This is a genomic window from Pseudomonas sp. REP124 (genome assembly GCF_020164475.1).
Lineage (GTDB): Bacteria > Pseudomonadota > Gammaproteobacteria > Pseudomonadales > Pseudomonadaceae > Aquipseudomonas.
Genome location: NZ_JAIQWX010000057.1, coordinates 14,903 through 36,228, shown reverse-complemented (window position 1 = coordinate 36,228; position 21,326 = coordinate 14,903). Strand labels below are relative to the sequence as shown.

The 21,326-nt window shown below is 61.4% G+C and carries 19 protein-coding genes and 1 pseudogene; 17 read left to right on the top strand and 3 right to left on the bottom strand.

The window, feature by feature from the left end; genetic code table 11:
• Window positions 1-34 precede the first annotated feature (34 nt).
• Window positions 35-754 (bottom strand): tellurite resistance TerB family protein, encoded by a 720-nt coding sequence (locus tag K9857_RS15645; protein WP_224537217.1) that lies wholly within the window; start codon window positions 752-754, stop codon window positions 35-37.
• Between the two features lie 194 nt (window positions 755-948).
• Here K9857_RS15645 and K9857_RS15640 point away from each other — a divergent pair, with 194 nt between their 5' ends.
• From K9857_RS15640 to K9857_RS15605, 9 genes and pseudogenes are all read left to right on the top strand, one after another.
• Window positions 949-1,863, top strand: coding sequence for a LysR family transcriptional regulator (locus tag K9857_RS15640; protein ID WP_224537216.1), 915 nt, complete (start codon window positions 949-951; stop codon window positions 1,861-1,863).
• A 132-nt stretch (window positions 1,864-1,995) separates the two neighbouring features.
• On the top strand, window positions 1,996-3,453 hold the full coding sequence (locus K9857_RS15635; RefSeq protein WP_224537214.1) for a gamma-aminobutyraldehyde dehydrogenase: 1,458 nt from the start codon (window positions 1,996-1,998) through the stop codon (window positions 3,451-3,453).
• A gap of 84 nt (window positions 3,454-3,537) precedes the next feature.
• Window positions 3,538-4,689, top strand: a complete 1,152-nt coding sequence (gene ydcS / locus K9857_RS15630; RefSeq protein ID WP_224537212.1) for a putative ABC transporter substrate-binding protein YdcS — start codon at window positions 3,538-3,540, stop codon at window positions 4,687-4,689.
• 259 nt (window positions 4,690-4,948) lie between these two features.
• The gene (locus tag K9857_RS15625) at window positions 4,949-5,986 is read left to right on the top strand and encodes an ABC transporter ATP-binding protein (protein WP_224537210.1); all 1,038 of its coding nucleotides are present in this window, start codon (window positions 4,949-4,951) and stop codon (window positions 5,984-5,986) included.
• 1 nt (window position 5,987) lies between these two features.
• A complete protein-coding gene (locus tag K9857_RS15620; protein ID WP_224537209.1) occupies window positions 5,988-6,935 on the top strand; it encodes an ABC transporter permease in 948 nt (315 codons plus the stop codon).
• The gene (locus K9857_RS15615; protein ID WP_224537207.1) at window positions 6,925-7,749 is read left to right on the top strand and encodes an ABC transporter permease; all 825 of its coding nucleotides are present in this window, start codon (window positions 6,925-6,927) and stop codon (window positions 7,747-7,749) included. The genes K9857_RS15620 and K9857_RS15615 overlap by 11 nt, the downstream gene beginning before the upstream one ends.
• A 167-nt stretch (window positions 7,750-7,916) precedes the next feature.
• Entirely contained in the window at window positions 7,917-9,341 is a 1,425-nt protein-coding gene (locus K9857_RS15610) for a gamma-aminobutyraldehyde dehydrogenase (RefSeq protein ID WP_224537205.1), read from the top strand.
• A gap of 33 nt (window positions 9,342-9,374) precedes the next feature.
• A pseudogene (locus K9857_RS30285) lies at window positions 9,375-9,455 on the top strand (outer membrane lipoprotein carrier protein LolA); the annotation flags it as partial.
• A 154-nt stretch (window positions 9,456-9,609) separates the two neighbouring features.
• A complete protein-coding gene (locus tag K9857_RS15605; RefSeq protein WP_224537204.1) occupies window positions 9,610-11,094 on the top strand; it encodes an APC family permease in 1,485 nt (494 codons plus the stop codon).
• Here K9857_RS15605 and K9857_RS15600 read toward each other — a convergent pair.
• Together K9857_RS15600 and K9857_RS15595 are read right to left on the bottom strand one after the other, a co-directional pair.
• Window positions 11,084-11,278, bottom strand: coding sequence for a hypothetical protein (locus K9857_RS15600; protein WP_224537202.1), 195 nt, complete (start codon window positions 11,276-11,278; stop codon window positions 11,084-11,086). The genes K9857_RS15605 and K9857_RS15600 overlap by 11 nt on opposite strands.
• A gap of 451 nt (window positions 11,279-11,729) precedes the next feature.
• Entirely contained in the window at window positions 11,730-11,915 is a 186-nt protein-coding gene (locus K9857_RS15595) for a hypothetical protein (RefSeq protein WP_175375180.1), read from the bottom strand.
• A 419-nt stretch (window positions 11,916-12,334) separates the two neighbouring features.
• Here K9857_RS15595 and K9857_RS15590 point away from each other — a divergent pair, with 419 nt between their 5' ends.
• The 8 genes from K9857_RS15590 to K9857_RS15555 all read left to right on the top strand — a co-directional run bounded on the left by K9857_RS15590 (window position 12,335) and on the right by K9857_RS15555 (window position 21,231).
• Window positions 12,335-13,960: a glucan biosynthesis protein D gene (locus K9857_RS15590; protein ID WP_224537201.1), complete on the top strand. Its 1,626-nt coding sequence runs from the start codon at window positions 12,335-12,337 to the stop codon at window positions 13,958-13,960.
• A 276-nt stretch (window positions 13,961-14,236) separates the two neighbouring features.
• Window positions 14,237-15,151 carry a glutamate/aspartate ABC transporter substrate-binding protein gene (locus K9857_RS15585; protein WP_224537199.1) on the top strand — a complete coding sequence of 305 codons (915 nt, stop codon included), beginning with the start codon at window positions 14,237-14,239 and terminating at the stop codon, window positions 15,149-15,151.
• A 192-nt stretch (window positions 15,152-15,343) separates the two neighbouring features.
• Window positions 15,344-16,090, top strand: coding sequence for an amino acid ABC transporter permease (locus K9857_RS15580; RefSeq protein WP_224537197.1), 747 nt, complete (start codon window positions 15,344-15,346; stop codon window positions 16,088-16,090).
• The gene (locus K9857_RS15575; protein WP_224537218.1) at window positions 16,090-16,761 is read left to right on the top strand and encodes an amino acid ABC transporter permease; all 672 of its coding nucleotides are present in this window, start codon (window positions 16,090-16,092) and stop codon (window positions 16,759-16,761) included. Before K9857_RS15580 ends, K9857_RS15575 begins: the two co-directional genes overlap by 1 nt.
• Window positions 16,758-17,492 (top strand): amino acid ABC transporter ATP-binding protein, encoded by a 735-nt coding sequence (locus K9857_RS15570; RefSeq protein ID WP_175375185.1) that lies wholly within the window; start codon window positions 16,758-16,760, stop codon window positions 17,490-17,492. Before K9857_RS15575 ends, K9857_RS15570 begins: the two co-directional genes overlap by 4 nt.
• A gap of 162 nt (window positions 17,493-17,654) precedes the next feature.
• On the top strand, window positions 17,655-19,556 hold the full coding sequence (locus tag K9857_RS15565) for a sensor histidine kinase (RefSeq protein WP_224537195.1): 1,902 nt from the start codon (window positions 17,655-17,657) through the stop codon (window positions 19,554-19,556).
• Window positions 19,553-20,881: a sigma-54-dependent transcriptional regulator gene (locus K9857_RS15560; protein ID WP_224537193.1), complete on the top strand. Its 1,329-nt coding sequence runs from the start codon at window positions 19,553-19,555 to the stop codon at window positions 20,879-20,881. Before K9857_RS15565 ends, K9857_RS15560 begins: the two co-directional genes overlap by 4 nt.
• 20 nt (window positions 20,882-20,901) lie before the next feature.
• Window positions 20,902-21,231, top strand: coding sequence for a GlpM family protein (locus K9857_RS15555; RefSeq protein ID WP_175375291.1), 330 nt, complete (start codon window positions 20,902-20,904; stop codon window positions 21,229-21,231).
• Window positions 21,232-21,326 lie beyond the last annotated feature (95 nt).

Genomic DNA, 21,326 nt, shown 5'->3' with positions numbered 1-21,326 from the left:
GGAGCGAGGCTTGCCCGCGAAGGCTTCTGACGGTTTAAACGGTTGCCTGCCGAACCTGCCGCTCCAGCTCGACCTTCAACCCCGGCTCCAGCCTGAGCTGGCGCGCCAGTTCATCGAGGTAGGACTTCTCCATGAAGCTCTCCTCATCCACCAGCATCACGCTGGCGATGTACATCTCGGCGGCCATTTCCGGGGTGCTGGCGGCGCGGGCGACGTCGCTGGGGTCCAGGGGTTTGTTGAGCTCGGCGTGCAGCCAGTGCTGTAGCTCCTGATCGTTGTCGAGCTTGATGAACTCGCCTTCGATCAGCTCGCGCTCACGCTCGTCGATGTGACCGTCCGCCTTGGCCGCCGCCACCAGGGCCTTCAGGATCGCCTGACTGTGCTGCTCGACTTGCGCCGCGGGCAGACGGTCGAGGGTCTGCGGCTCGGTTTTGGGCGCTGTGCCCTGCTGGGCCTGCCAATTGCCGTAGGCTTTGTATGCCAGTACACCCAGCGCAGCCAGACCGCCATAAACCGCAACCTTGCCACCGACCTTGCGCGCCTTCTTGCTTCCCAGCAGCAACCCCATCGCGCCGGCTGCCAATGCGCCGCCGCCAGCACCGGAGAGCAATCCCCCGATACCGCCCGAACCGCCATTTCCGCCAAGCAGCCCGCCCAAGCCACCAGATGATTTGGTCTGAGCACCACCTGCCTTGTTCTGCAACATATCCTGACCCGATTTCAACAGTTGATCGAGCAATCCACGGGTGTTCATGTTCGCCTCCGTAAAAGGGTGTACCCGGCTGATAAGGCCCCCAGCCTAGATCGAAAGTGCCCTACGCCCACCGCCAGAGTTGCGACCAAATGTTGCCCACTTGCAGTTCGCCGCTCGAAGCTCGCAACTGCCTTTCTATAAAAGCGATATACACTCGAGCAAATCTATAAAAACCGCCCACCGGGTACCCTTCCATGATGACCTTGCGTCAGATCCGACATTTCATCGCCGTGGCCGAGACCGGCTCGATCTCCGCCGCCGCGCAAACCGCGTTCATTTCCCAATCGACCCTGACCCTGGCGATCCAGCAACTGGAGCAGGAAATCGGCGTCGGCCTGTTCAACCGCCACGCCAAGGGCATGACCCTGACTCACCAGGGCCATCAGTTCCTGCGTCAGGCACACCTGATCCTCGCCACCGTCGACAACGCCAAGCGCAGCCTGCAACAGAGCACCGACCAAGTGGCCGGGCAGTTGATCGTCGGCGTGACCAGCCTGGTGGCCGGTTATTACCTGGCGGATTTGCTCACCCGTTTCCAGCGCGCCTACCCCAATGTCGAAATCCGCGTGATGGAGGACGAACGCCCTTACATCGAGCATTTGCTGGTCAGCGGCGAGATCGATGTCGGGGTGCTGATCCTGTCCAACCTCGAAGACCGTCACGCCTTGCAGACCGAAGTGCTGACTCACTCACCCCACCGGCTGTGGCTGCCGGCCCAGCATCCTCTACTGGAACACGACAGCATCAACCTCGCCGATGTGGCGCGCGAGCCATTGATTCAGCTGAACGTCGATGAAATGGACCGCAACGCCCAGCGCATGTGGACGGCAGCCTCCCTGCAACCGCGCATCACCTTGCGCACAGCTTCCACCGAAGCGGTGCGAAGCCTGGTGGCCGCCGGCCTCGGGGTGTCGATCCAGCCTGACATGACCTACCGCCCGTGGTCGCTGGAGGGCGACATCATTGAAGCGCGGCCGATCGCCGACCTGAGCCAGACCCTGGACGTGGGCCTGGCCTGGCGTCGCGGCACCGCCCGCCCTGCCCTTGTCGACCCGTTCCTGACCGTGGCGCGTGAGCAGCCGCATGGCCCACGAAAGCCATCTATTTAATCGAACGCCACCTTCAGTATTTAGAATTTGTCGACCTCGGGTCCGCGCACTAGTCTTGCTGCATCTATATAAAGACGGCCGGCCCCAGGCATTGGGAGCAGCATGGCCACACAAGAAAAGAGATCCCGAAAAATGGCTGGCGCGCAGACCCCGCTGTTTACCGCCCTGTTGATCGATGGCGAACTGGTTGCCGGGCAAGGCTTTGTCGAGCCGATCATCAACCCGGCCACCGGCGAAGTCCTGACGCAGATCGCCGAAGCCAGCACCGAACAGGTCGAAGCCGCCATCCTCGCCGCCCACCGGGCCTTTGCCGGCTGGTCGCGGACCACGCCGCAGCAGCGTTCGAACCTGTTGCTGGACATCGCCAACGCCATTGAAAAGAACGCCGAACTGCTCGCCCGCCTCGAAGCCCTGAACTGCGGCAAGCCATTGCATCTGGCGCGTCAGGACGATCTGAGCGCCACGGTCGATGTGTTCCGTTTCTTCGCCGGTGCCGTGCGTTGCCAGACCGGCCAGCTCAGCGGTGAATATCTGCCGGGCTACACCAGCATGGTCCGTCGCGATCCGATTGGCGTGGTCGCGTCGATTGCACCGTGGAACTACCCGATCATGATGGCCGCCTGGAAAATCGCCCCGGCCTTGGCCGCCGGCAACACGCTGGTGTTCAAGCCGTCCGAGCACACCCCACTGTCGATCCTCGCCTTGGCCCCGGCGCTCGCGGAGATTCTGCCGCCGGGAGTGATCAACATTGTCTGCGGTGGTGGCGAAGGCGTCGGCAGCCATCTGGTCAGCCATCCCAAGGTGCGCATGGTGTCGCTGACCGGCGATATCGTCACCGGGCAGAAAATCCTTCAGGCCGCTTCGAAAACCCTCAAGCGCACGCACCTGGAACTGGGCGGCAAGGCCCCGGTGATCGTCTGCAACGACGCCGACATCCAGGCGGTGGTCGAAGGCGTGCGCACCTACGGTTACTACAACGCCGGCCAGGATTGCACCGCGGCCTGCCGGGTCTATGCCCAGGCCGGGATTCACGACCGCCTGGTGGCCGAACTCGGCGCGGCGGTCAGCAGCCTGCGCTTTGCCGGCAAGCGCGATGCCGATAACGAAATCGGTCCGTTGATCAGCACCCGCCAGCGCGACCGCGTGGCCAGCTTCGTCGAGCGCGCCCTCGGCCAACCGCACATCGAGCGGATCACCGGCGCGGCGGTGCATTCCGGTGCCGGTTTCTACTATCAGCCGACCTTGTTGGCCGGCTGCAAACAGAGCGACGAAATCGTCCAGCGCGAAGTGTTCGGCCCGGTGGTCACCGTGACCCGCTTCGATCAACTGGAACAGGCGGTGGACTGGGCCAACGATTCGGAATACGGCCTGGCGTCATCGGTCTGGACCCAGAACCTGGACAAGGCGATGCAGGTCGCCGCACGCCTGCAGTACGGCTGCACCTGGATCAATAGTCATTTCATGCTGGTCAGCGAAATGCCCCACGGCGGCCTCAAGCGCTCGGGCTACGGCAAGGACCTGTCCAGCGACTCGTTACAGGACTACAGCGTGGTGCGGCACATCATGGCGCGCCATGGCCAGCATCTCTGACTACGCTAATAACAAGCCGCCAACGGCATGCTTCACCCCGTTCGAAAAACTGCCCCGACCATAATTTAAAGAAGAGGGAATTCCATGTTCGCGCACAAGACCGCACTGCTCAGTGCAATCACCACCGCGCTGCTGGCCAGTGCCAGTGTCCAGGCCGCCGAGCCGCTGAAGGCTGTCGGCGCTGGCGAAGGTCAGCTGGATATCGTGGCCTGGCCCGGCTACATCGAACGGGGCGAAAGCGACAAGGCCTACGACTGGGTGACCGGTTTCGAGAAGGAAACCGGCTGCAAGGTCAACGTGAAGACCGCCGCCACCTCCGATGAAATGGTCAGCCTGATGGCCAAGGGCGGTTACGACCTGGTCACCGCGTCGGGCGACGCCTCCCTGCGCCTGATCGTCGGCAAGCGTGTCCAGCCGATCAACACTGCGCTGATCCCGAACTGGAAGAACCTCGACCCGCGCCTCAAGGATGCGCCCTGGTACGTGGTCAACAATCAGACCTACGGCACCCCGTACCAGTGGGGCCCGAACGTGCTGATGTACAACACCAACGTGTTCAAGACCGCGCCGGACAGCTGGAGCGTGGTGTTTGCCGCGGAAAACCTGCCGGACGGAAAACCGAACAAGGGCCGTGTGCAGGCCTATGACGGCCCTATCTACATCGCCGATGCGGCGCTGTACCTCAAGACCGCCAAGCCGGAACTGGGGATCAAGAACCCTTACGAGCTGACCGAAGAGCAATACAAGGCGGTGCTCGATCTGCTTCGCGCGCAGCAGCCGCTGATCCACCGCTACTGGCACGACACCACCGTGCAGATGAGCGACTTCAAGAACGAAGGCGTGGTCGCTTCCGGCGCCTGGCCGTATCAGGTCAACGGCCTGATGAACGAGAAACAGCCGATCGCCTCGACCATCCCGAAAGAAGGCGCCACGGGCTGGGCCGACACCACCATGTTGCACACCGAGGCCAAGCATCCGAACTGTGCCTACAAGTGGATGGACTGGTCGCTGCAACCGAAGGTCCAGGGCGACGTGGCCGCCTGGTTCGGTTCGTTGCCGGCGGTACCGGCGGCGTGCAAGGAGAGCGAACTGCTCGGCGCCGAAGGCTGCAAGACCAACGGTTTTGACCAGTTCGACAAGATCGCCTTCTGGAAAACCCCGCAGGCCGAAGGCGGCAAGTTCGTGCCGTACAGCCGCTGGACCCAGGACTACATCGCGATCATGGGCGGCAGATAACCCCCTGCGCCGCGCCTGAAGAACTCCTGTGGCGAGGGGGCTTGCCCCCGTTGGGTGGCGAAGCCGCCCTGAAACCATCCACCGCGTACTGTCAGGAAAATCGCGGAGGCAGGTTTTGCGACTGCTTCGCAGCCGAACGGGGGCAAGCCCCCTCGCCACAATGAGTACTCCAGCTACACCGACGCGATCTTGATTCAGATTTTTCAGAAGTCCAGGCAGGGCCGCTGCGACGACCCTCGCCTTTTCGGAGCACCGCACCATGACGCTTGCAGTCCAGTTCACCAACGTTTCCCGTCAGTTCGGCGAAGTGAAGGCCGTTGACCGGGTTTCCATCGATATCCAGGACGGCGAGTTCTTCTCCATGCTGGGCCCTTCGGGCTCGGGCAAAACCACCTGTCTGCGCCTGATCGCCGGTTTCGAACAACCGAGCGCAGGCTCCATCCGCATTCACGGCGAGGAAGCCGCCGGGCTGCCGCCGTATCAGCGCGACGTGAACACCGTGTTCCAGGATTACGCGCTGTTCCCGCACATGAACGTTCGCGACAACGTCGCCTACGGTTTGAAAGTCAAAGGCGTGGCCAAGGGCGAACGCAACAAGCGCGCCGAAGAAGCCCTCGACATGGTCGCTCTCGGCGGCTACGGCGAGCGCAAGCCGGTGCAGCTCTCCGGCGGCCAGCGTCAGCGCGTGGCCCTGGCCCGTGCCCTGGTCAACCGCCCACGGGTGCTGCTGCTCGACGAGCCCCTCGGCGCACTGGACCTCAAGCTGCGCGAGCAGATGCAGAGCGAATTGAAGAAGCTGCAACGCCAGCTCGGCATCACCTTCATCTTCGTCACCCACGACCAGACCGAAGCGCTGTCGATGTCCGACCGCGTGGCCGTCTTCAACAAGGGCCGCATCGAACAGGTCGACTCGCCGCGCAACCTGTACATGAAACCTGCGACCACTTTCGTCGCCGAATTCGTCGGCACCTCCAACGTGATCCGTGGCGATCTGGCCCGTGAGCTGAGCGGCAATCCGCAGCCGTTTTCGATCCGCCCGGAACACGTGCGGTTTGCCGAGGGCCCGCTGGCCAGCCATGAAATCGAAGTCAGCGGCCTGCTGCACGACATTCAATATCAGGGCAGCGCCACCCGCTATGAACTGAAACTGGATAACGGCCAGACCCTGAACATCAGCAAGGCCAACAACCAGTGGCTCGATACCAGCGCCCAACACCAGACCGGGCAACGCATGACCGCGCGCTGGGCCCGCGAAGCGATGATCCCGCTGCACGACACCCTGGCAAGCGGGGTCTGAGATGAACACCATGGCTATCTCTCAAACCACGACAGGAGGCTCGGCACTGCGCAGGTTTTCCAACCTGCTGTACCGCCGGCCGAACCTGTACCTGTCGATGCTGTTGATTCCGCCGCTGCTGTGGTTCGGCGCGATCTACCTGGGTTCGTTGCTGACCCTGCTGTGGCAAGGTTTCTACACCTTCGACGACTTCACCATGGCGGTCACCCCCGACCTGACCCTGGCGAACTTCGCCGCACTGTTCCAGCCCGCCAATTTCGACATCATTCTGCGCACCCTGAGCATGGCCATCGTGGTCTCGATCGCCAGCGCCATCGTCGCGTTCCCGATCGCCTACTACATGGCGCGCTACACCACCGGCAAGACCAAGGCGTTTTTCTACATCGCGGTGATGATGCCGATGTGGGCCAGTTACATCGTCAAGGCCTACGCCTGGACGCTGCTGCTGGCCAAGGGCGGCGTGGCGCAGTGGTTCGTCCAGCACCTGGGGCTGGAGCCGTTGTTGCAGTTCGTGCTGGGGATTCCGGGCGTGGGCGGAAGCACCCTGTCGACCTCGCACCTGGGGCGGTTCATGGTGTTCGTCTACATCTGGCTGCCGTTCATGATCCTGCCGATCCAGGCCTCGCTGGAGCGTCTGCCGCCGTCGCTGTTGCAGGCTTCCGCCGACCTTGGCGCCAAGCCCAGCCAGACCTTCATGCAGGTGATTCTGCCGCTCTCGGTACCGGGCATTGCCGCCGGCTCGATCTTCACCTTCTCCCTGACCCTCGGCGATTTCATCGTGCCGCAGCTGGTAGGCCCGCCGGGCTACTTCGTCGGCAGCATGGTTTACGCCCAGCAAGGTGCGATCGGCAACATGCCGATGGCCGCTGCGTTCACCCTGGTGCCGATCGTGCTGATCGCCGTTTACCTGTCCATCGTCAAACGTCTGGGGGCCTTCGATGCACTCTGACTCTTCATCACAAGGGCGTGCCTCCTGGGGCCTCAAAATCGCAGCCTGGGGCGGGTTGGTGTTCCTGCACTTCCCGATCCTGATCATCTTCATGTACGCCTTCAACACCGAAGACGCGGCGTTCAGCTTTCCGCCCAAGGGTTTCACCCTGAAGTGGATCGGCGTGGCGTTCTCGCGGCCCGACGTGCTGGAAGCGATCAAGCTGTCGCTGCAGATCGCCTCGATTGCCACGCTGATCGCAATGGTTCTCGGCACGCTGGCTTCGGCGGCGCTGTATCGCCGGGACTTCTTCGGCAAGCAGGGCATCTCGCTGATGCTGATCCTGCCCATCGCCCTGCCGGGGATCATCACCGGGATCGCACTGCTGGCGACCTTCAAGTCGCTGGGCATCGAGCCCGGGATGTTCACCATCATCGTCGGCCACGCGACCTTCTGTGTGGTGATCGTCTACAACAACGTGATCGCACGGTTGCGCCGCACCTCCCACAGCCTGATCGAGGCGTCGATGGACCTCGGCGCCGACGGTTGGCAGACCTTCCGCTACATCATCCTGCCGAATCTGGGCTCGGCGTTGCTGGCCGGCGGCATGTTGGCGTTTGCGCTGTCGTTCGACGAGATCATCGTCACCACCTTCACCGCCGGCCATGAGCGCACCCTGCCGTTGTGGCTGCTCAATCAGCTCAGCCGCCCTCGGGATGTACCGGTGACCAACGTCGTGGCGATGCTGGTGATGATGGTGACCATGCTGCCGATCCTCGGCGCCTATTACCTGACCCGTGGCGGTGAAAGCGTTGCGGGGAGTGGCGGGAAGTAATTCAACAACAGACAACAACCTCTCCTGTAGGAGCGAGGCTTGCCCGCGAAAGCGGTGTGTCAGCCACCATCAATGCCGAATTTTGATGGCCTCTTCGCGGGCAAGCCTCGCTCCTACAGGGTTCGGTTTCTACAGAAAAATAAAAGTATTTGAAGAGGACAAAACCAATGCAAACCCAACTCCTGATCAACGGCCAACTGCTCAACGGCGAAGGCCCGGCCCAACCGGTGTTCAACCCCGCCCTGGGCCGCGTGCTGGTGGAAATCAACGAAGCCAGCGAAGCCCAGGTCGATGCCGCCGTGCGCGCTGCCGATGCCGCGTTCGACGGCTGGTCGCAGACCCCGCCCAAAGACCGTTCCCTGCTGCTGCTCAAACTCGCCGACGCCATCGAAGCCCACGGCGAAGAGCTGGCCAAGCTGGAATCGGACAACTGCGGCAAACCCTACAGCGCCGCGCTGAATGACGAGATCCCGGCGATTGCCGACGTGTTCCGATTCTTCGCCGGCGCCAGCCGTTGCATGAGCGGTTCGGCCGGTGGCGAATACCTGCCCGGCCACACTTCGATGATCCGCCGTGATCCGGTGGGCGTGATCGCCTCCATCGCGCCGTGGAACTACCCGCTGATGATGGTCGCCTGGAAAATCGCCCCGGCCCTCGCCGCTGGCAATACCGTGGTGCTCAAGCCATCGGAACAGACCCCGCTGACCGCGCTGCGTCTGGCGCAACTGGCGTCGGAAATCTTCCCGGCCGGCGTACTCAACCTGGTGTTCGGCCGTGGTCCTAGCGTCGGCAGCCCGCTGGTCACCCACCCGAAAGTGCGCATGGTGTCGCTGACCGGCTCGATCGCCACCGGCTCGAACATCATTTCCAGCACCGCCGACAGCGTCAAACGCATGCACATGGAACTGGGCGGCAAGGCGCCGGTGATCATCTTTGACGACGCCGACATCGATGCCGCCGTCGAAGGCATCCGCACCTTCGGCTTCTACAACGCCGGCCAGGACTGCACCGCTGCCTGCCGTATTTACGCGCAGGAAGGTATCTACGAGAAATTCGTCGAGAAGCTCGGCGCAGCGGTCAGCAGCATCAAATACGGTTTACAGGACGATCCATCGACCGAACTCGGTCCGCTGATCACCGCGCAACACCGCGACCGCGTGGCCGGGTTTGTCGAGCGCGCCGTGGCCCAGCCGCACATCCGCCTGATCACCGGCGGCAAGGCGGTGGACGGCAATGGCTTTTTCTTCGAACCGACCGTGCTGGCGGACGCGCAGCAGGACGACGAAATCGTTCGTCGCGAGGTATTTGGCCCGGTCGTTTCGGTGACCAAATTCACCGATGAGGCTCAGGTTCTGGGCTGGGCCAACGACTCGGACTACGGCCTGGCGTCCTCGGTCTGGACCGCCGACGTCGGCCGCGCCCATCGCCTATCGGCGCGCCTGCAGTACGGCTGCACCTGGGTCAACACCCACTTCATGTTGGTCAGTGAAATGCCGCACGGCGGCCAGAAACTGTCCGGGTATGGGAAGGACATGTCGATGTACGGGCTGGAGGACTACACCGTCGTTCGGCATGTGATGTTCAAGCACTAAAAAGCATTACCTGTAGGAGCGAGCTTGCTCGCGATGGACGTCAACGATGACGCGGGGTTCCTGACGCCCCGCGGTGCTCTCAGGTTCTTCGCGAGCAAGCTCGCTCCTACAGTGGGATTCACCACGGTTTCAGGGCAGAAACCGGCACTACGCACCACCAGGCTCCAAACCAACAAAACAACAATAACCACCGAACCTGGCGGCGCTCTCACAGCCCCGCCACGGCTTCGGCCATCCGAAATCTGCCGATTTTCCGGAGAAAACACACATGAGTGCATCACCCGATCTCTCGACGGCCGCTGCCGACAGCGATGCCGAGCAGTTACGCCAACTGGGTTACACCTCCAACTTCAATCGCAGCATGAGCCTGTGGGAAAACTTCGCCCTGGGCTTCACTTACCTGTCACCGGTCGTAGGGGTTTATACCCTCTTCGGCCTTTGCCTCGCCGCCGGCGGGCCACCAATGTTCTGGGCCTATTTGCTGGTCGGTTGCGGCCAGTTGCTGGTGTGCCTGATATTCGGTGAAGTGGTCTCGCAGTTCCCGATCTCCGGCGGCGTATATCCGTGGGCCCGGCGTCTGGTGGGCAAGCGCTGGGCATGGATGGTCGGCTGGATCTACTCCATTGCCCTGTGCGTGACCATCGCCGCCGTTGCGGTCGGCGCAGGTCCTTACCTTGCAGCCATGCTGGGTTTTGAACCGAGCAACAACACCAACATCGTCATCGCCCTGGTGCTGACGTTGTTCGCCACCCTGGTCAATCTCAGCGGCACCAAGACCCTGGCGCGAATCGCCATGTTCGGCTTCCTCTGCGAACTGATTGGCGCGGTGATCGTCGGCGTCTACCTGCTGATCTTCGAGCGTCATCAGTCGATCGGCGTGCTGTTCGACACCTTCGGCATCAGCGTCGATGGCTCGTACCTGCCGGCGTTCCTCACCGCGTCCCTGGCGGGGATGTTCCTGTACTACGGCTTCGAAGCCTGCGGCGACGTGGCCGAAGAAACCCCGAACCCGAGCAAGAAAATCCCGGTGGCCATGCGCATGACCATCTACATCGGCGGCGTCGCCGCGATGTTCGCCTGCCTGGCCCTGATTCTCGCCGTGCCGGACATGCAAGCCGTGATCAACGGCACCGACAAGGACCCGGTCGGCACTATCCTCAACAACGCTTTCGGCCCGGTCGGCTCGAAAATGGTCATGGGCGTGGTGATGATTTCCTTCATCTCCTGCGTCATCAGCCTGCAAGCGGCGGCGAGCCGTCTGCTGTACTCCTACGCCCGTGACGAAATGGTCATCGGCAGTCGACTGCTGAAGAAGATTTCTCCTACAACTCAGGTGCCGGTTGCCGCCCTGTTCGTCTCCGGCGTCCTGCCGGCACTGATCATCATCCTCGGCTTCTTTCTGCAGGATGCCGTCGCCACCATCGTCAGCTTCGCCGCCATCGGCATCTACCTGGCGTTCCAGATGATCGTCCTGGCGGCCCTTTACGCCCGCATGAAAGGCTGGAAACCGAGCGGCAAATTCACCCTCGGCGCCTGGGGCTGGCTAGTCAACATCGGCGCCCTGGCCTACGGCATCGGCGCCATCATCAACATGGCTTGGCCCCGCACGCCGGATGCGGCGTGGTACATCAACTACTCGATGGTGTTGAGCACCGTCATCGTGATCGGCCTGGGTCTGCTCTACATGTGGATCGCCAAGCCGTACGACCACGGCACCGCACCTGCTGGGGATGCCTGGAAGGTTAGTCGCTGATGTGAGTCGCCCCGGGGTCCGCTGGGAAGCCGGGGCGATCTTCTTCCTTCAAGCAAATGCTGGTATCCCCTCTCAGCAAAGCCATCAAATCATCCGTGCGCCATTTGATATCGGCTTTGCCACGCACGGCTTCGAAACGGTCCTGAAGATCTGCTTCAGGGTTCTTGTTGTCAGTGTCTGTCATAGATCAATCTCTCCTTCAGACAAAAAGATACCGCATTCCTGCCCTCCCAATACCGACCAGTCAAGTTGCCGCAGGACATGTAGCAGCTGGCGAAGCCTGCGTTCGACTGCGAAGCAGTCGCAAAACCTGAATGCGAGGTCTGCCTGAGACACCGCATTGGCTGATTTAACGACTGCTGCGCAGCAGAACGCAGGCTTCGCCAACTGCTACAGGGATCTCGCACGGCCGATGGCACGAGCTACTGAAACAAAAAACAAAAAGGGGCAGACTGCAACGTCTGCCCCTGCGTTGTAACACTCCCAGTTTCCCCCTTGGGGACATACCTCCCAAAACAATGAACAACTGGCCTACCTGTCCGCAATCGACGCCGGCATTGCCGACGCTGACGCAGGCAAGTTGACCTCTCTGGAGACCGTGAAAGCCAAATGGCTCTCACGCTAACCAGTCCCACTCAAAACCGCGAAACACTCCTCATCGCATCCACCAGATACCGCATGGCAATCCGGTCGCTCTCCGACAATTCCCTGTAACGCTCCACCAGCTTCATTTCCTCGCTGTTCAGCCGGCGCCTTCGCCTACCCAGGCCCAGGCATGGAAAGATTCCCAACATTTCGGTGATGCCTTGTACTTTCGACATGGACGATGTCCTTCTCTCTACGTCAAAGAAAACTTCAGAAACCGCATCGCCCTTGATCTATCTTCCGGCAGCGCCGCATGGGCCACTGAACCGTACCGGCCCGAAGGGCATAAACCGGTCATGACTACAGAATAGAAATAATCTCGGCGCTGAAAAGCGGTTTTTAGAGTAATTACACGAAAAAAGCAGATATGCCCTCTAAATCAGAAAGGGCTGTGGGAAATGTTTCCGGACACGTCTTGTTTCATTCGCGCGCTAGCGTCTTGCCATCAACCATTTTTGCTCTGCAATCGAACGGTTTAAGCTATTCGGCATCTGTTTAAAGTCCGTCGCGTTTGGCCGAAGGCATGTCCGAACCGTAATTTCTGATCCAGTACGTGCCAGGAACGGCGCGGGATTGTTCACGACAGGTTGTAGTTATGCACCGCAGAAATTTGCTCAAAGCCTCCATGGCCATTGCGGCCTATACCGGTTTGTCCGCCACCGGCCTGCTCGCCGCCCGCGCCTGGGCTGCCCCCGGGACGGCCGATGGCGAGGCCAAGGCCTTCGATTTCGAGGCCTTGAAGATCCAGGCCAAGCAACTGGCCAGCAACCGCTACCAGGACACCAAGCAGGTGTTACCGCCGACCCTGGCGACCATGACGCCGCAGAATTTCAATGCGATCCGCTACGACGGCGACCATTCGCTGTGGAAAGACAACAAGGGTCAGCTGGACGTGCAGTTCTTCCACGTCGGCATGGGTTTCAAGCAGCCGGTGCGCATGTACAGCGTCGATCCCAAGACCCGCATGGCCCGCGAGGTGCATTTCCGTCCGGAGCTGTTCAACTACGAAAAGACCACGGTCGACACCAAGCAGTTGACCGGCGACCTGGGTTTCTCCGGCTTCAAGCTGTTCAAGGCGCCGGAGCTGGACAAGCACGACGTGGTGTCTTTCCTAGGCGCCAGCTACTTCCGCGCGGTGGATGCCACTGGCCAATATGGCCTCTCGGCCCGCGGTCTGGCCATCGACACCTACGCCAAGAAGCGCGAGGAATTCCCTGACTTCACCAAGTTCTGGTTCGAGACCCCGGACAAGGACAGTACTCGCTTCGTGGTCTATGCCCTGCTCGACTCGCCAAGCGCCACCGGCGCCTACCGCTTTGACATCGACTGCCAGGCCGAGCGCGTGGTGATGGAGGTCGATGCCCACGTCAACGCGCGGACCGCCATCGATCAACTGGGCATCGCGCCGATGACCAGCATGTTCAGCTGCGGTACCCACGAGCGCCGCATGTGCGACACCATTCACCCGCAAATCCACGACTCCGATCGCCTGGCGATGTGGCGCGGCAACGGCGAGTGGATCTGCCGCCCGCTGAACAACCCGGCCACCCTGCAATTCAACGCCTTCGCCGACAACGATCCGAAGGGCTTCGGCCTGGTGCAGACCGATCACGAATTCGCCAGCTATCAGGACACCGTCGACTGGTACAGCCGCCGTCCGAGCCTGTGGGTCGAACCGACGACGGCATGGGGCGAAGGCTCGGTGGACCTGCTGGAGATCCCCACCACCGGCGAGACCATGGACAACATCGTCGCCTTCTGGACACCAAAAAAACCGGTGGCCGCCGGCGATTCGCTGAACTACGGCTACAAGCTGTACTGGAGCGCGCTGCCGCCGGTCGGCACGCCGCTGGCGCGGGTTCATGCGACGCGTTCGGGGATGGGCGGCTTCACCGAAGGCTGGGCGCCGGGCGAACACTATCCGGAAGTCTGGGCCCGTCGTTTCGCCGTGGACTTCACCGGCGGTGGCCTGGATCGCCTGCCGGCCGGTGCCGGCATCGAACCGGTGGTCACCTGCTCGAACGGTGAGGTCAAGGATTTCAGCGTGCTGGTGCTCGATGACATCAAGGGCTTCCGCATCCTGTTCGACTGGTACCCGACCAACGACAGCGTCGATCCGGTCGAGCTGCGCCTGTTCATCCGCACCAACGATCGCACCCTCAGTGAAACCTGGTTATACCAGTATTTCCCGCCGGCACCGGACAAGCGTAAATACCCCTGACAGCGGGTTGCGCCCCAACGCCATTCGGTTTTCCGAACGCGACCTGCGGGTCGGTTCGGATAACCGGATTTTCCAGCGCAAAAAAAGCCGCAATAAATATTTAATACCCATATAAATCAATGCTTTGACCAATCCAGACTGGTCTGGCACGAGTCATGCTCTACACTTCTTCGACGAATGCCTGTTGCGCCAACACTTCAGGAGCCGTCAGGCATTCAATGCTCAAAAGGGCCGGTGAACTGGCTCCATAAAAAAAACAATGTCGAGGAAAATTTGATGCGCATCGTTCCCCATATCCTGGGCGCAGCCATTGCTGCCGCTCTGATCAGCACTCCAGTTTTCGCCGCCGAACTCACCGGCACCCTGAAGAAGATCAAAGATTCCGGCACTATCACCCTCGGACATCGCGACGCTTCCATTCCTTTCTCCTACATCGTGGACGCTTCCGGCAAACCGGTCGGCTACTCCCACGACCTGCAACTGAAAGTCGTCGAAGCTCTGAAAAAAGAGCTGGACCTGCCCAACCTTCAGGTCAAGTACAACCTGGTGACCTCGCAAACCCGTATCCCGCTGGTGCAGAACGGCACCGTGGACCTGGAGTGCGGTTCCACCACCAACAACGTCGAGCGTCAGCAGCAGGTTGACTTCTCCGTGGGCATCTTCGAAGTCGGCACCCGTCTGCTGTCCAAGAAAGACTCCGCCTACAAGGACTTCGACGACCTGAAGGGCAAGAACGTCGTGACCACCGCCGGCACCACGTCCGAGCGCATCCTCAAGGCGATGAATGCCGACAAGCAGATGGGCATGAACGTCATCTCCGCCAAAGACCACGGTGAGTCCTTCCAGATGCTGGAAAGCGGCCGCGCAGTGGCCTTCATGATGGACGACGTACTGCTGGCCGGCGAAATGGCCAAGGCCAAGAAGCCTGCCGACTGGGCCGTGACTGGTACTCCACAGTCCTACGAAATCTACGGCTGCATGGTTCGCAAGGGCGACGAGCCGTTCAAGAAGGTCGTGGACGACGCCATCAAGGCTACCTACGCATCGGGCGAGATCAACAAGATCTACGACAAGTGGTTCCAGCAGCCAGTACCGCCTAAGGGCGTGAACCTGGAGTTCCCGATGAGCAACGAGCTCAAGGCCCTGATCGCCACGCCGACCGACAAAGCGGCTGACGACAAGAAATCCTGATTTCTGACTAACCTTATCTCCTGAAGGGGCCGTTGCCCTTTCAGGAGTTGTCACCTCCTGCTGGCATTTATGGAAACACTCGAACCGGTGGCTATCGAGCCGGTCGCGTGTGCCTGATCGAACGGATCAGGCGGGAACGGAGTTTCCCCCAAGCGGGTACTTGTACATCGATTGATCTGAGGGGAGACCCTAATGAATTACAACTGGGACTGGGGCGTGTTCTTCAAGTCCACCGGCGTGGGCAGCGAGACCTATCTCGACTGGTTCATCTCCGGTCTGGGCTGGACCATCGGCATCGCCATCGTGGCCTGGATCATCGCCCTGACGCTGGGCTCGATCCTGGGCGTCATGCGTACCGTGCCGAACCGCATCGTATCGGGCATCGCCACCTGCTACGTCGAACTCTTCCGTAACGTGCCGCTGCTGGTTCAGCTGTTCATCTGGTACTTCCTGGTGCCCGATCTGCTGCCGGCCGATCTGCAGGAGTGGTACAAGCAGGACCTGAACCCGACCACCTCGGCCTTCCTCAGCGTCGTCGTGTGCCTGGGCCTGTTCACCGCCGCCCGTGTTTGCGAACAGGTGCGTACCGGTATCCAGGCGCTGCCAAAAGGTCAGGAATCCGCGGCCCGCGCCATGGGTTTCACCCTGCCGCAGATCTACTGGAACGTGCTGCTGCCCCAGGCCTACCGGATCATCATTCCGCCGCTCACCTCGGAATTTCTCAACGTCTTCAAGAACTCGTCCGTCGCCTCGCTGATCGGCCTGATGGAGCTGCTGGCGCAGACCAAACAGACCGCCGAGTTCTCGGCCAACCTGTTCGAAGCGTTCACCCTGGCCACGCTGATCTACTTCACCCTGAACATGAGCCTGATGCTGCTGATGCGTATGGTCGAGAAGAAAGTTGCCGTACCAGGCCTGATTTCCGTAGGGGGTAAATGATGGAACTCGACTTCTCGGGCATCATCCCGTCCCTGCCAGGCATGTGGAACGGCATGATCATGACCCTCAAGCTGATGGCCATGGGCGTCATCGGCGGGATCATCCTCGGCACCATCCTGGCGCTGTGCCGTCTGTCACACAACAAACTGTTGTCGAATCTGGCCGGTGCCTACGTCAACTACTTCCGTTCGATTCCGCTGCTGCTGGTGATCACCTGGTTCTACCTGGCGGTACCGTTCGTGCTGCGCTGGATCACCGGCGAAGACACCCCGATCGGCGCGTTCACCTCGTGCATCGTGGCCTTCATGATGTTCGAAGCGGCTTACTTCTGCGAAATCGTCCGCGCCGGTGTGCAGTCGATTCCCAAGGGCCAGATGGGCGCCGCCCAGGCACTGGGCATGAACTATGGCCAGATGATGCGCCTGATCATCCTGCCCCAGGCCTTCCGCAAGATGACCCCGCTGTTGCTGCAACAGAGCATCATCCTGTTCCAGGACACCTCGCTGGTATATGCCGTCGGCCTGGTGGACTTCCTCAATTCTGCGCGTGCCAGCGGCGACATCATCGGCCGCTCCAATGAGTTCCTGATCTTCGCAGGGCTCGTGTACTTCATCATCAGCTTTGCCGCCTCGCAGTTGGTCAAGCGCCTGCAAAAAAGGATCACCGTATGATCTCCATCAAGAACATCAACAAGTGGTATGGCGACTTCCAGGTGCTGACCGATTGCAGCACCGAGGTCAAGAAAGGCGAGGTGATCGTGGTGTGCGGGCCGTCCGGTTCCGGCAAATCGACCCTGATCAAGTGCGTCAACGCCCTGGAGCCGTTCCAGAAAGGTGACATCGTGGTCGACGGCACCTCCATCGCCGACCCGAAAACCAACCTGCCCAAGCTCCGTTCGCGGGTGGGCATGGTGTTCCAGCATTTCGAACTGTTCCCGCATCTGACCATCACCGAAAACCTGACCATCGCGCAGATCAAGGTGCTGGGCCGCAGCAAGGAAGAAGCGACCAAGAAAGGCCTGCAACTGCTCGAGCGCGTCGGTCTGTCGGCCCACGCCCACAAGCACCCGGGACAACTGTCCGGCGGTCAGCAACAGCGTGTGGCGATTGCCCGTGCGCTGGCGATGGACCCGATCGTCATGCTGTTCGACGAACCGACCTCGGCACTGGACCCGGAAATGGTCAACGAAGTGCTCGACGTGATGGTGCAACTGGCCCACGAAGGCATGACCATGATGTGCGTGACCCACGAAATGGGCTTCGCCCGTAAAGTGGCCGACCGCGTGATCTTCATGGACAAGGGCCAGATCATCGAAGACTGCAAGAAAGAAGAGTTCTTCGGCGACATCAGCCACCGTGCCGAACGTACGCAGCACTTCCTCAACAAGATTTTGCAGCACTAAGAAAACACCGCTATCCCCTTGTGGGAGCGGGCTTGCTCGCGAAGGCGGCGGCACATTCAAAATGGATGTGACTGACACTACGCCTTCGCGAGCAAGCCCGCTCCCACATTGGGTCGGTGGTGGTCTTGAGATTTGTGTTGTGGTTGACCCAAGGCATCTGTGATGAAATGCGACCCCACTCTCGATCGCGCTCTAGAACCATCACTCGCCGTGAAACCCCGTCTGATTCGCCATCTGTTCCTGCCGCCGCTGATCATCGCCATGATGATTGGACTCGGTTACATCGGCTTCTGGGTCAGTGAGCACTACGGCATCCGCAATCTCGGCGAAAACGGCCAGCGCCAGCTGGAGTTGCACGCCCGCGCCGTCGAAAGCGAAATCAGCAAATACACCTACCTGCCCAGCCTGCTGGAGCTCGAATCCAGCGTCTCGACGCTGCTGGACGATCCGAGCCCGGAACACCGGCAAACGGTCAACGAATACCTCGAAGGCCTGAACCGACGCAGTCGCAGTCGGGCCATTTACGTGATGGACACCACCGGCCGTGTCATGGCCACCAGCAACTGGCGCGACGTCGACAGTTACCTGGGTGAAGACCTGTCCTTCCGCGCCTATTTCCAGAACGCCGTTCGCGGCCAGCCGGGGCGCTTCTACGGCATCGGCAGCACCAATGGCGAACCCGGCTACTACCTGGCCCACGGCCTGGAAGAACACGGCAAGATCATCGGCGTCGCCGTGGTCAAGGTGCGCCTGGAAGCCATGGAGGAGCGCTGGCAGCGGGCGCGCCTGGAAGCCTTCGTCAGCGACGAGAACGGCATCATCATCCTCTCCAGCGATCCTGCGCGGCGCCTCAAATCGGTGGTGCCACTGAGCGAAGAGACCAAGGAAAAGCTCGCTCGCAGCCTCCAGTACTACTGGTTCCCGCTCACCGAGTTGCAGCCGCTGGCCCGGGAAACCCTGTCCGAAGGCGTGGAAAAGCTGACCTTCCCGGCCAACAGCGAGGTTGTTTCCGACGATGAAAACATCAGTTACCTCTCGCAAACCCGCCAGTTGAACGACACCCCGTGGAATTTCACCCTGCTGACGCCGCTCCAGGATCTGCGCCGGGAATCGATCAACCAAGGCATTCTCGTGGCCGTCGCTTTTGGCCTCGTGGCGTTCCTGCTGATCGCCTGGAACGAGCGGCGCAAGGTGATCGCCACCCGCCTCGCCGCCCGGGAAGCCTTGGAGCAAGCCAACAATCAGCTGGAGCGTCGGATTACCGAACGCACCGTCGACCTGCGCGCCAGCAACGAACGGCTCAAGGGTCAGATCCGCGAACGACGCCATGCCGAGGAGACCTTGCGCCGCGCCCAGGATGAACTGGTGCAGGCCGGCAAGCTCGCGGCCATCGGCCAGATGTCCACCAGCATCGCCCACGAACTGAACCAGCCGCTGGCGGCGCTGCGCACGCTGTCCGGAAATACCGTGCGCTTTCTCGAGCGCGGCCAGTTGGACGTGGCCAGCACCAACCTCAAGACCATCAACGAACTGATCGACCGCATGGGCCGGATCACCGCCAGCCTGCGTTCCTTCGCCCGGCGCGGCGACGACAAGGGCCAGGCCTGTCTCGGCAAGGGCGTGGACGCCGCCTTGCAATTGCTCGGCTCGCGGGTGGAGAACGCCCGGCTGCAACTTCATCGCCATTTCGAAGACGTTCAGGTCCAGATCGACCAGACCCGTCTGGAGCAGATTCTGGTCAACCTGATCGGCAACGCCCTCGACGCCATGCAGGCGCAGCCGCAGCCGGAGTTGTGGCTCGAAGGTGACGCGGTCGACGGCAAATACCGCCTGCGGGTTCGCGACAACGGCCATGGCATCGACGCCGAAGCGCGCAAGCATCTGTTCGAACCGTTTTTCACCACCAAACCCGGCGAGCAGGGCCTGGGCCTCGGCCTGACCCTTTCGGCGAGCCTGGCCGCCGCCACCGGCGGTCACCTGGGCGTCGAGCACCCGGCCAGCGGTGGTACCGCATTCGTCCTCAGTTTACCGTTGGTAAGCCCCACACCCGCCGAGCCAATATGAACCACGACCTTAGTGTTTTGATCGTCGAAGACGACCCCCACGTGCTGCTCGGCTGCCAGCAGGCACTGTCCCTGGAAGACATCCCATGCATCGGTGTCGGCAGCGCCGAAGAAGCCCTGGAGCGGGTCGGCGACAACTTTGCCGGCATCGTCATCAGCGACATTCGCCTGCCGGGCATCGATGGCCTGGAATTGCTCACCCGCCTCAAGGCTCGCGATCGCAGCCTGCCGGTGGTGCTGATCACCGGGCACGGCGACATCTCCATGGCGGTCGGCGCGATGCAGAAAGGCGCCTACGACTTCATGGAGAAACCCTTCTCCCCGGAACGTCTGGTGGACGTGGCCCGCCGCGCCCTGGAGCAACGCAGCCTGGCAAGGGAAGTCACTTCGTTGCGCCGGCAGTTGGCCGAGCGCGATTCCCTGGAAGGCCGGATCATCGGCCGTTCCCCGGCGATGCAGAACCTGCGTGAATTGATCGCCAACGTCGCCGATACCTCGGCCAACGTACTGATCGAAGGTGAAACCGGGACCGGCAAGGAACTGGTCGCCCGCTGTCTGCATGACTTCAGTCGCCGGCATACCCGCCAGTTCGTGGCGCTGAACTGCGGCGGCCTGCCGGAAAACCTGTTCGAAAGTGAAATTTTCGGTCACGAAGCCAACGCCTTCACCGGCGCCGGCAAGCGGCGCATCGGCAAGATCGAGCACGCCGACGGCGGTACCCTGTTCCTCGACGAAGTGGAAAGCATGCCACTGCCTCTGCAGATCAAGCTGCTGCGGGTGCTGCAGGAGCGCACTCTGGAACGCCTTGGCTCGAACCAGAGCGTGCCGGTGGATTGCCGGGTGATCGCCGCGACCAAGTCGGACCTGGATGAATCGAGTAAGGCCGGGGAATTCCGCAGCGACCTGTATTACCGCCTCAACGTGGTGACCCTGGAACTGCCGCCGTTGCGTGAACGCCGCGAAGACATCCTGCAACTGTTCGAATACTTCTTGCAGCAGTCATCCCTGCGCTTCGACCGCGCCGCGCCGGAACTGGACAACCAGACCCTGTCGACGCTGATGAGCCACGACTGGCCGGGCAACGTGCGCGAACTGCGCAACGTCGCCGAGCGATTCGCCCTCGGCCTGCCGGCGTTCAAGAAAACCGGTGCCGCCGGCGGCGCTCAGGACCTGACTTTCGCCGAAGCAGTTGAAGCCTTCGAACGTAACTTGCTGAGCGACGCCCTGCAGCGCAGCGGCGGCAACCTGACCCAGGCCAGCCACGAGCTGGGCATGGCCAAGACCACCCTGTTCGACAAAGTGAAAAAGTACGGCCTGAGCCATTAAGCGAGACCTGTGTGGACCTGATTCTCAAAGCAACCCTGGGCGCGGCGGTGGTGGTGATCCTCGCCGCCCTGGCCAAGACCAAAAACTACTACATCGCAGGCCTGGTGCCGCTGTTCCCGACCTTCGCCCTGATCGCCCATTTCATCGTCGGCAAAAGCCGTTCGCTGGATGACCTCAAGACCACCATCCTGTTCGGCATGTGGTCGATCATTCCCTACTTCGTCTATCTGGCGACTTTGTATGTGATGGTCGATCGGATGCGGCTGGAGGCGTCGCTGGCAGTGGCTGCAGTGGCGTGGCTAATGGCGGCGACGGTGCTGGTCAGCGTGTGGGTGCGCTTCCAGACCTGACCCTGAACCCTGTAGGAGCGAGCATGCTCGCGATGGAGGCTCAGACACCGCGGGCATCCAGACAGCCCACGTTATCGTTGATGACCATCGCGAGC

Bases quoted from the DNA above. Each gene is read 5' to 3' on its own strand.
- K9857_RS15595 (WP_175375180.1), bottom strand. From the start codon at position 11,915: ATGTCGAAAGTACAAGGCATCACCGAAATGTTGGGAATCTTTCCATGC.
- K9857_RS15645 (WP_224537217.1), bottom strand. From the start codon at position 754: ATGAACACCCGTGGATTGCTCGATCAACTGTTGAAATCGGGTCAGGAT.
- K9857_RS15635 (WP_224537214.1), top strand. From the start codon at position 1,996: ATGGCTGGCGCGCAGACCCCGCTGTTTACCGCCCTGTTGATCGATGGC.
- K9857_RS15560 (WP_224537193.1), top strand. From the start codon at position 19,553: ATGAACCACGACCTTAGTGTTTTGATCGTCGAAGACGACCCCCACGTG.
- K9857_RS15615 (WP_224537207.1), top strand. From the start codon at position 6,925: ATGCACTCTGACTCTTCATCACAAGGGCGTGCCTCCTGGGGCCTCAAA.
- K9857_RS15590 (WP_224537201.1), top strand. From the start codon at position 12,335: ATGCACCGCAGAAATTTGCTCAAAGCCTCCATGGCCATTGCGGCCTAT.
- K9857_RS15605 (WP_224537204.1), top strand. From the start codon at position 9,610: ATGAGTGCATCACCCGATCTCTCGACGGCCGCTGCCGACAGCGATGCC.
- K9857_RS15585 (WP_224537199.1), top strand. From the start codon at position 14,237: ATGCGCATCGTTCCCCATATCCTGGGCGCAGCCATTGCTGCCGCTCTG.
- K9857_RS15610 (WP_224537205.1), top strand. From the start codon at position 7,917: ATGCAAACCCAACTCCTGATCAACGGCCAACTGCTCAACGGCGAAGGC.
- K9857_RS15620 (WP_224537209.1), top strand. From the start codon at position 5,988: ATGAACACCATGGCTATCTCTCAAACCACGACAGGAGGCTCGGCACTG.
- K9857_RS15580 (WP_224537197.1), top strand. From the start codon at position 15,344: ATGAATTACAACTGGGACTGGGGCGTGTTCTTCAAGTCCACCGGCGTG.
- K9857_RS15575 (WP_224537218.1), top strand. From the start codon at position 16,090: ATGGAACTCGACTTCTCGGGCATCATCCCGTCCCTGCCAGGCATGTGG.
- K9857_RS15640 (WP_224537216.1), top strand. From the start codon at position 949: ATGATGACCTTGCGTCAGATCCGACATTTCATCGCCGTGGCCGAGACC.
- K9857_RS15600 (WP_224537202.1), bottom strand. From the start codon at position 11,278: ATGACAGACACTGACAACAAGAACCCTGAAGCAGATCTTCAGGACCGT.
- K9857_RS15570 (WP_175375185.1), top strand. From the start codon at position 16,758: ATGATCTCCATCAAGAACATCAACAAGTGGTATGGCGACTTCCAGGTG.
- K9857_RS15565 (WP_224537195.1), top strand. From the start codon at position 17,655: ATGAAATGCGACCCCACTCTCGATCGCGCTCTAGAACCATCACTCGCC.
- ydcS (WP_224537212.1), top strand. From the start codon at position 3,538: ATGTTCGCGCACAAGACCGCACTGCTCAGTGCAATCACCACCGCGCTG.
- K9857_RS15625 (WP_224537210.1), top strand. From the start codon at position 4,949: ATGACGCTTGCAGTCCAGTTCACCAACGTTTCCCGTCAGTTCGGCGAA.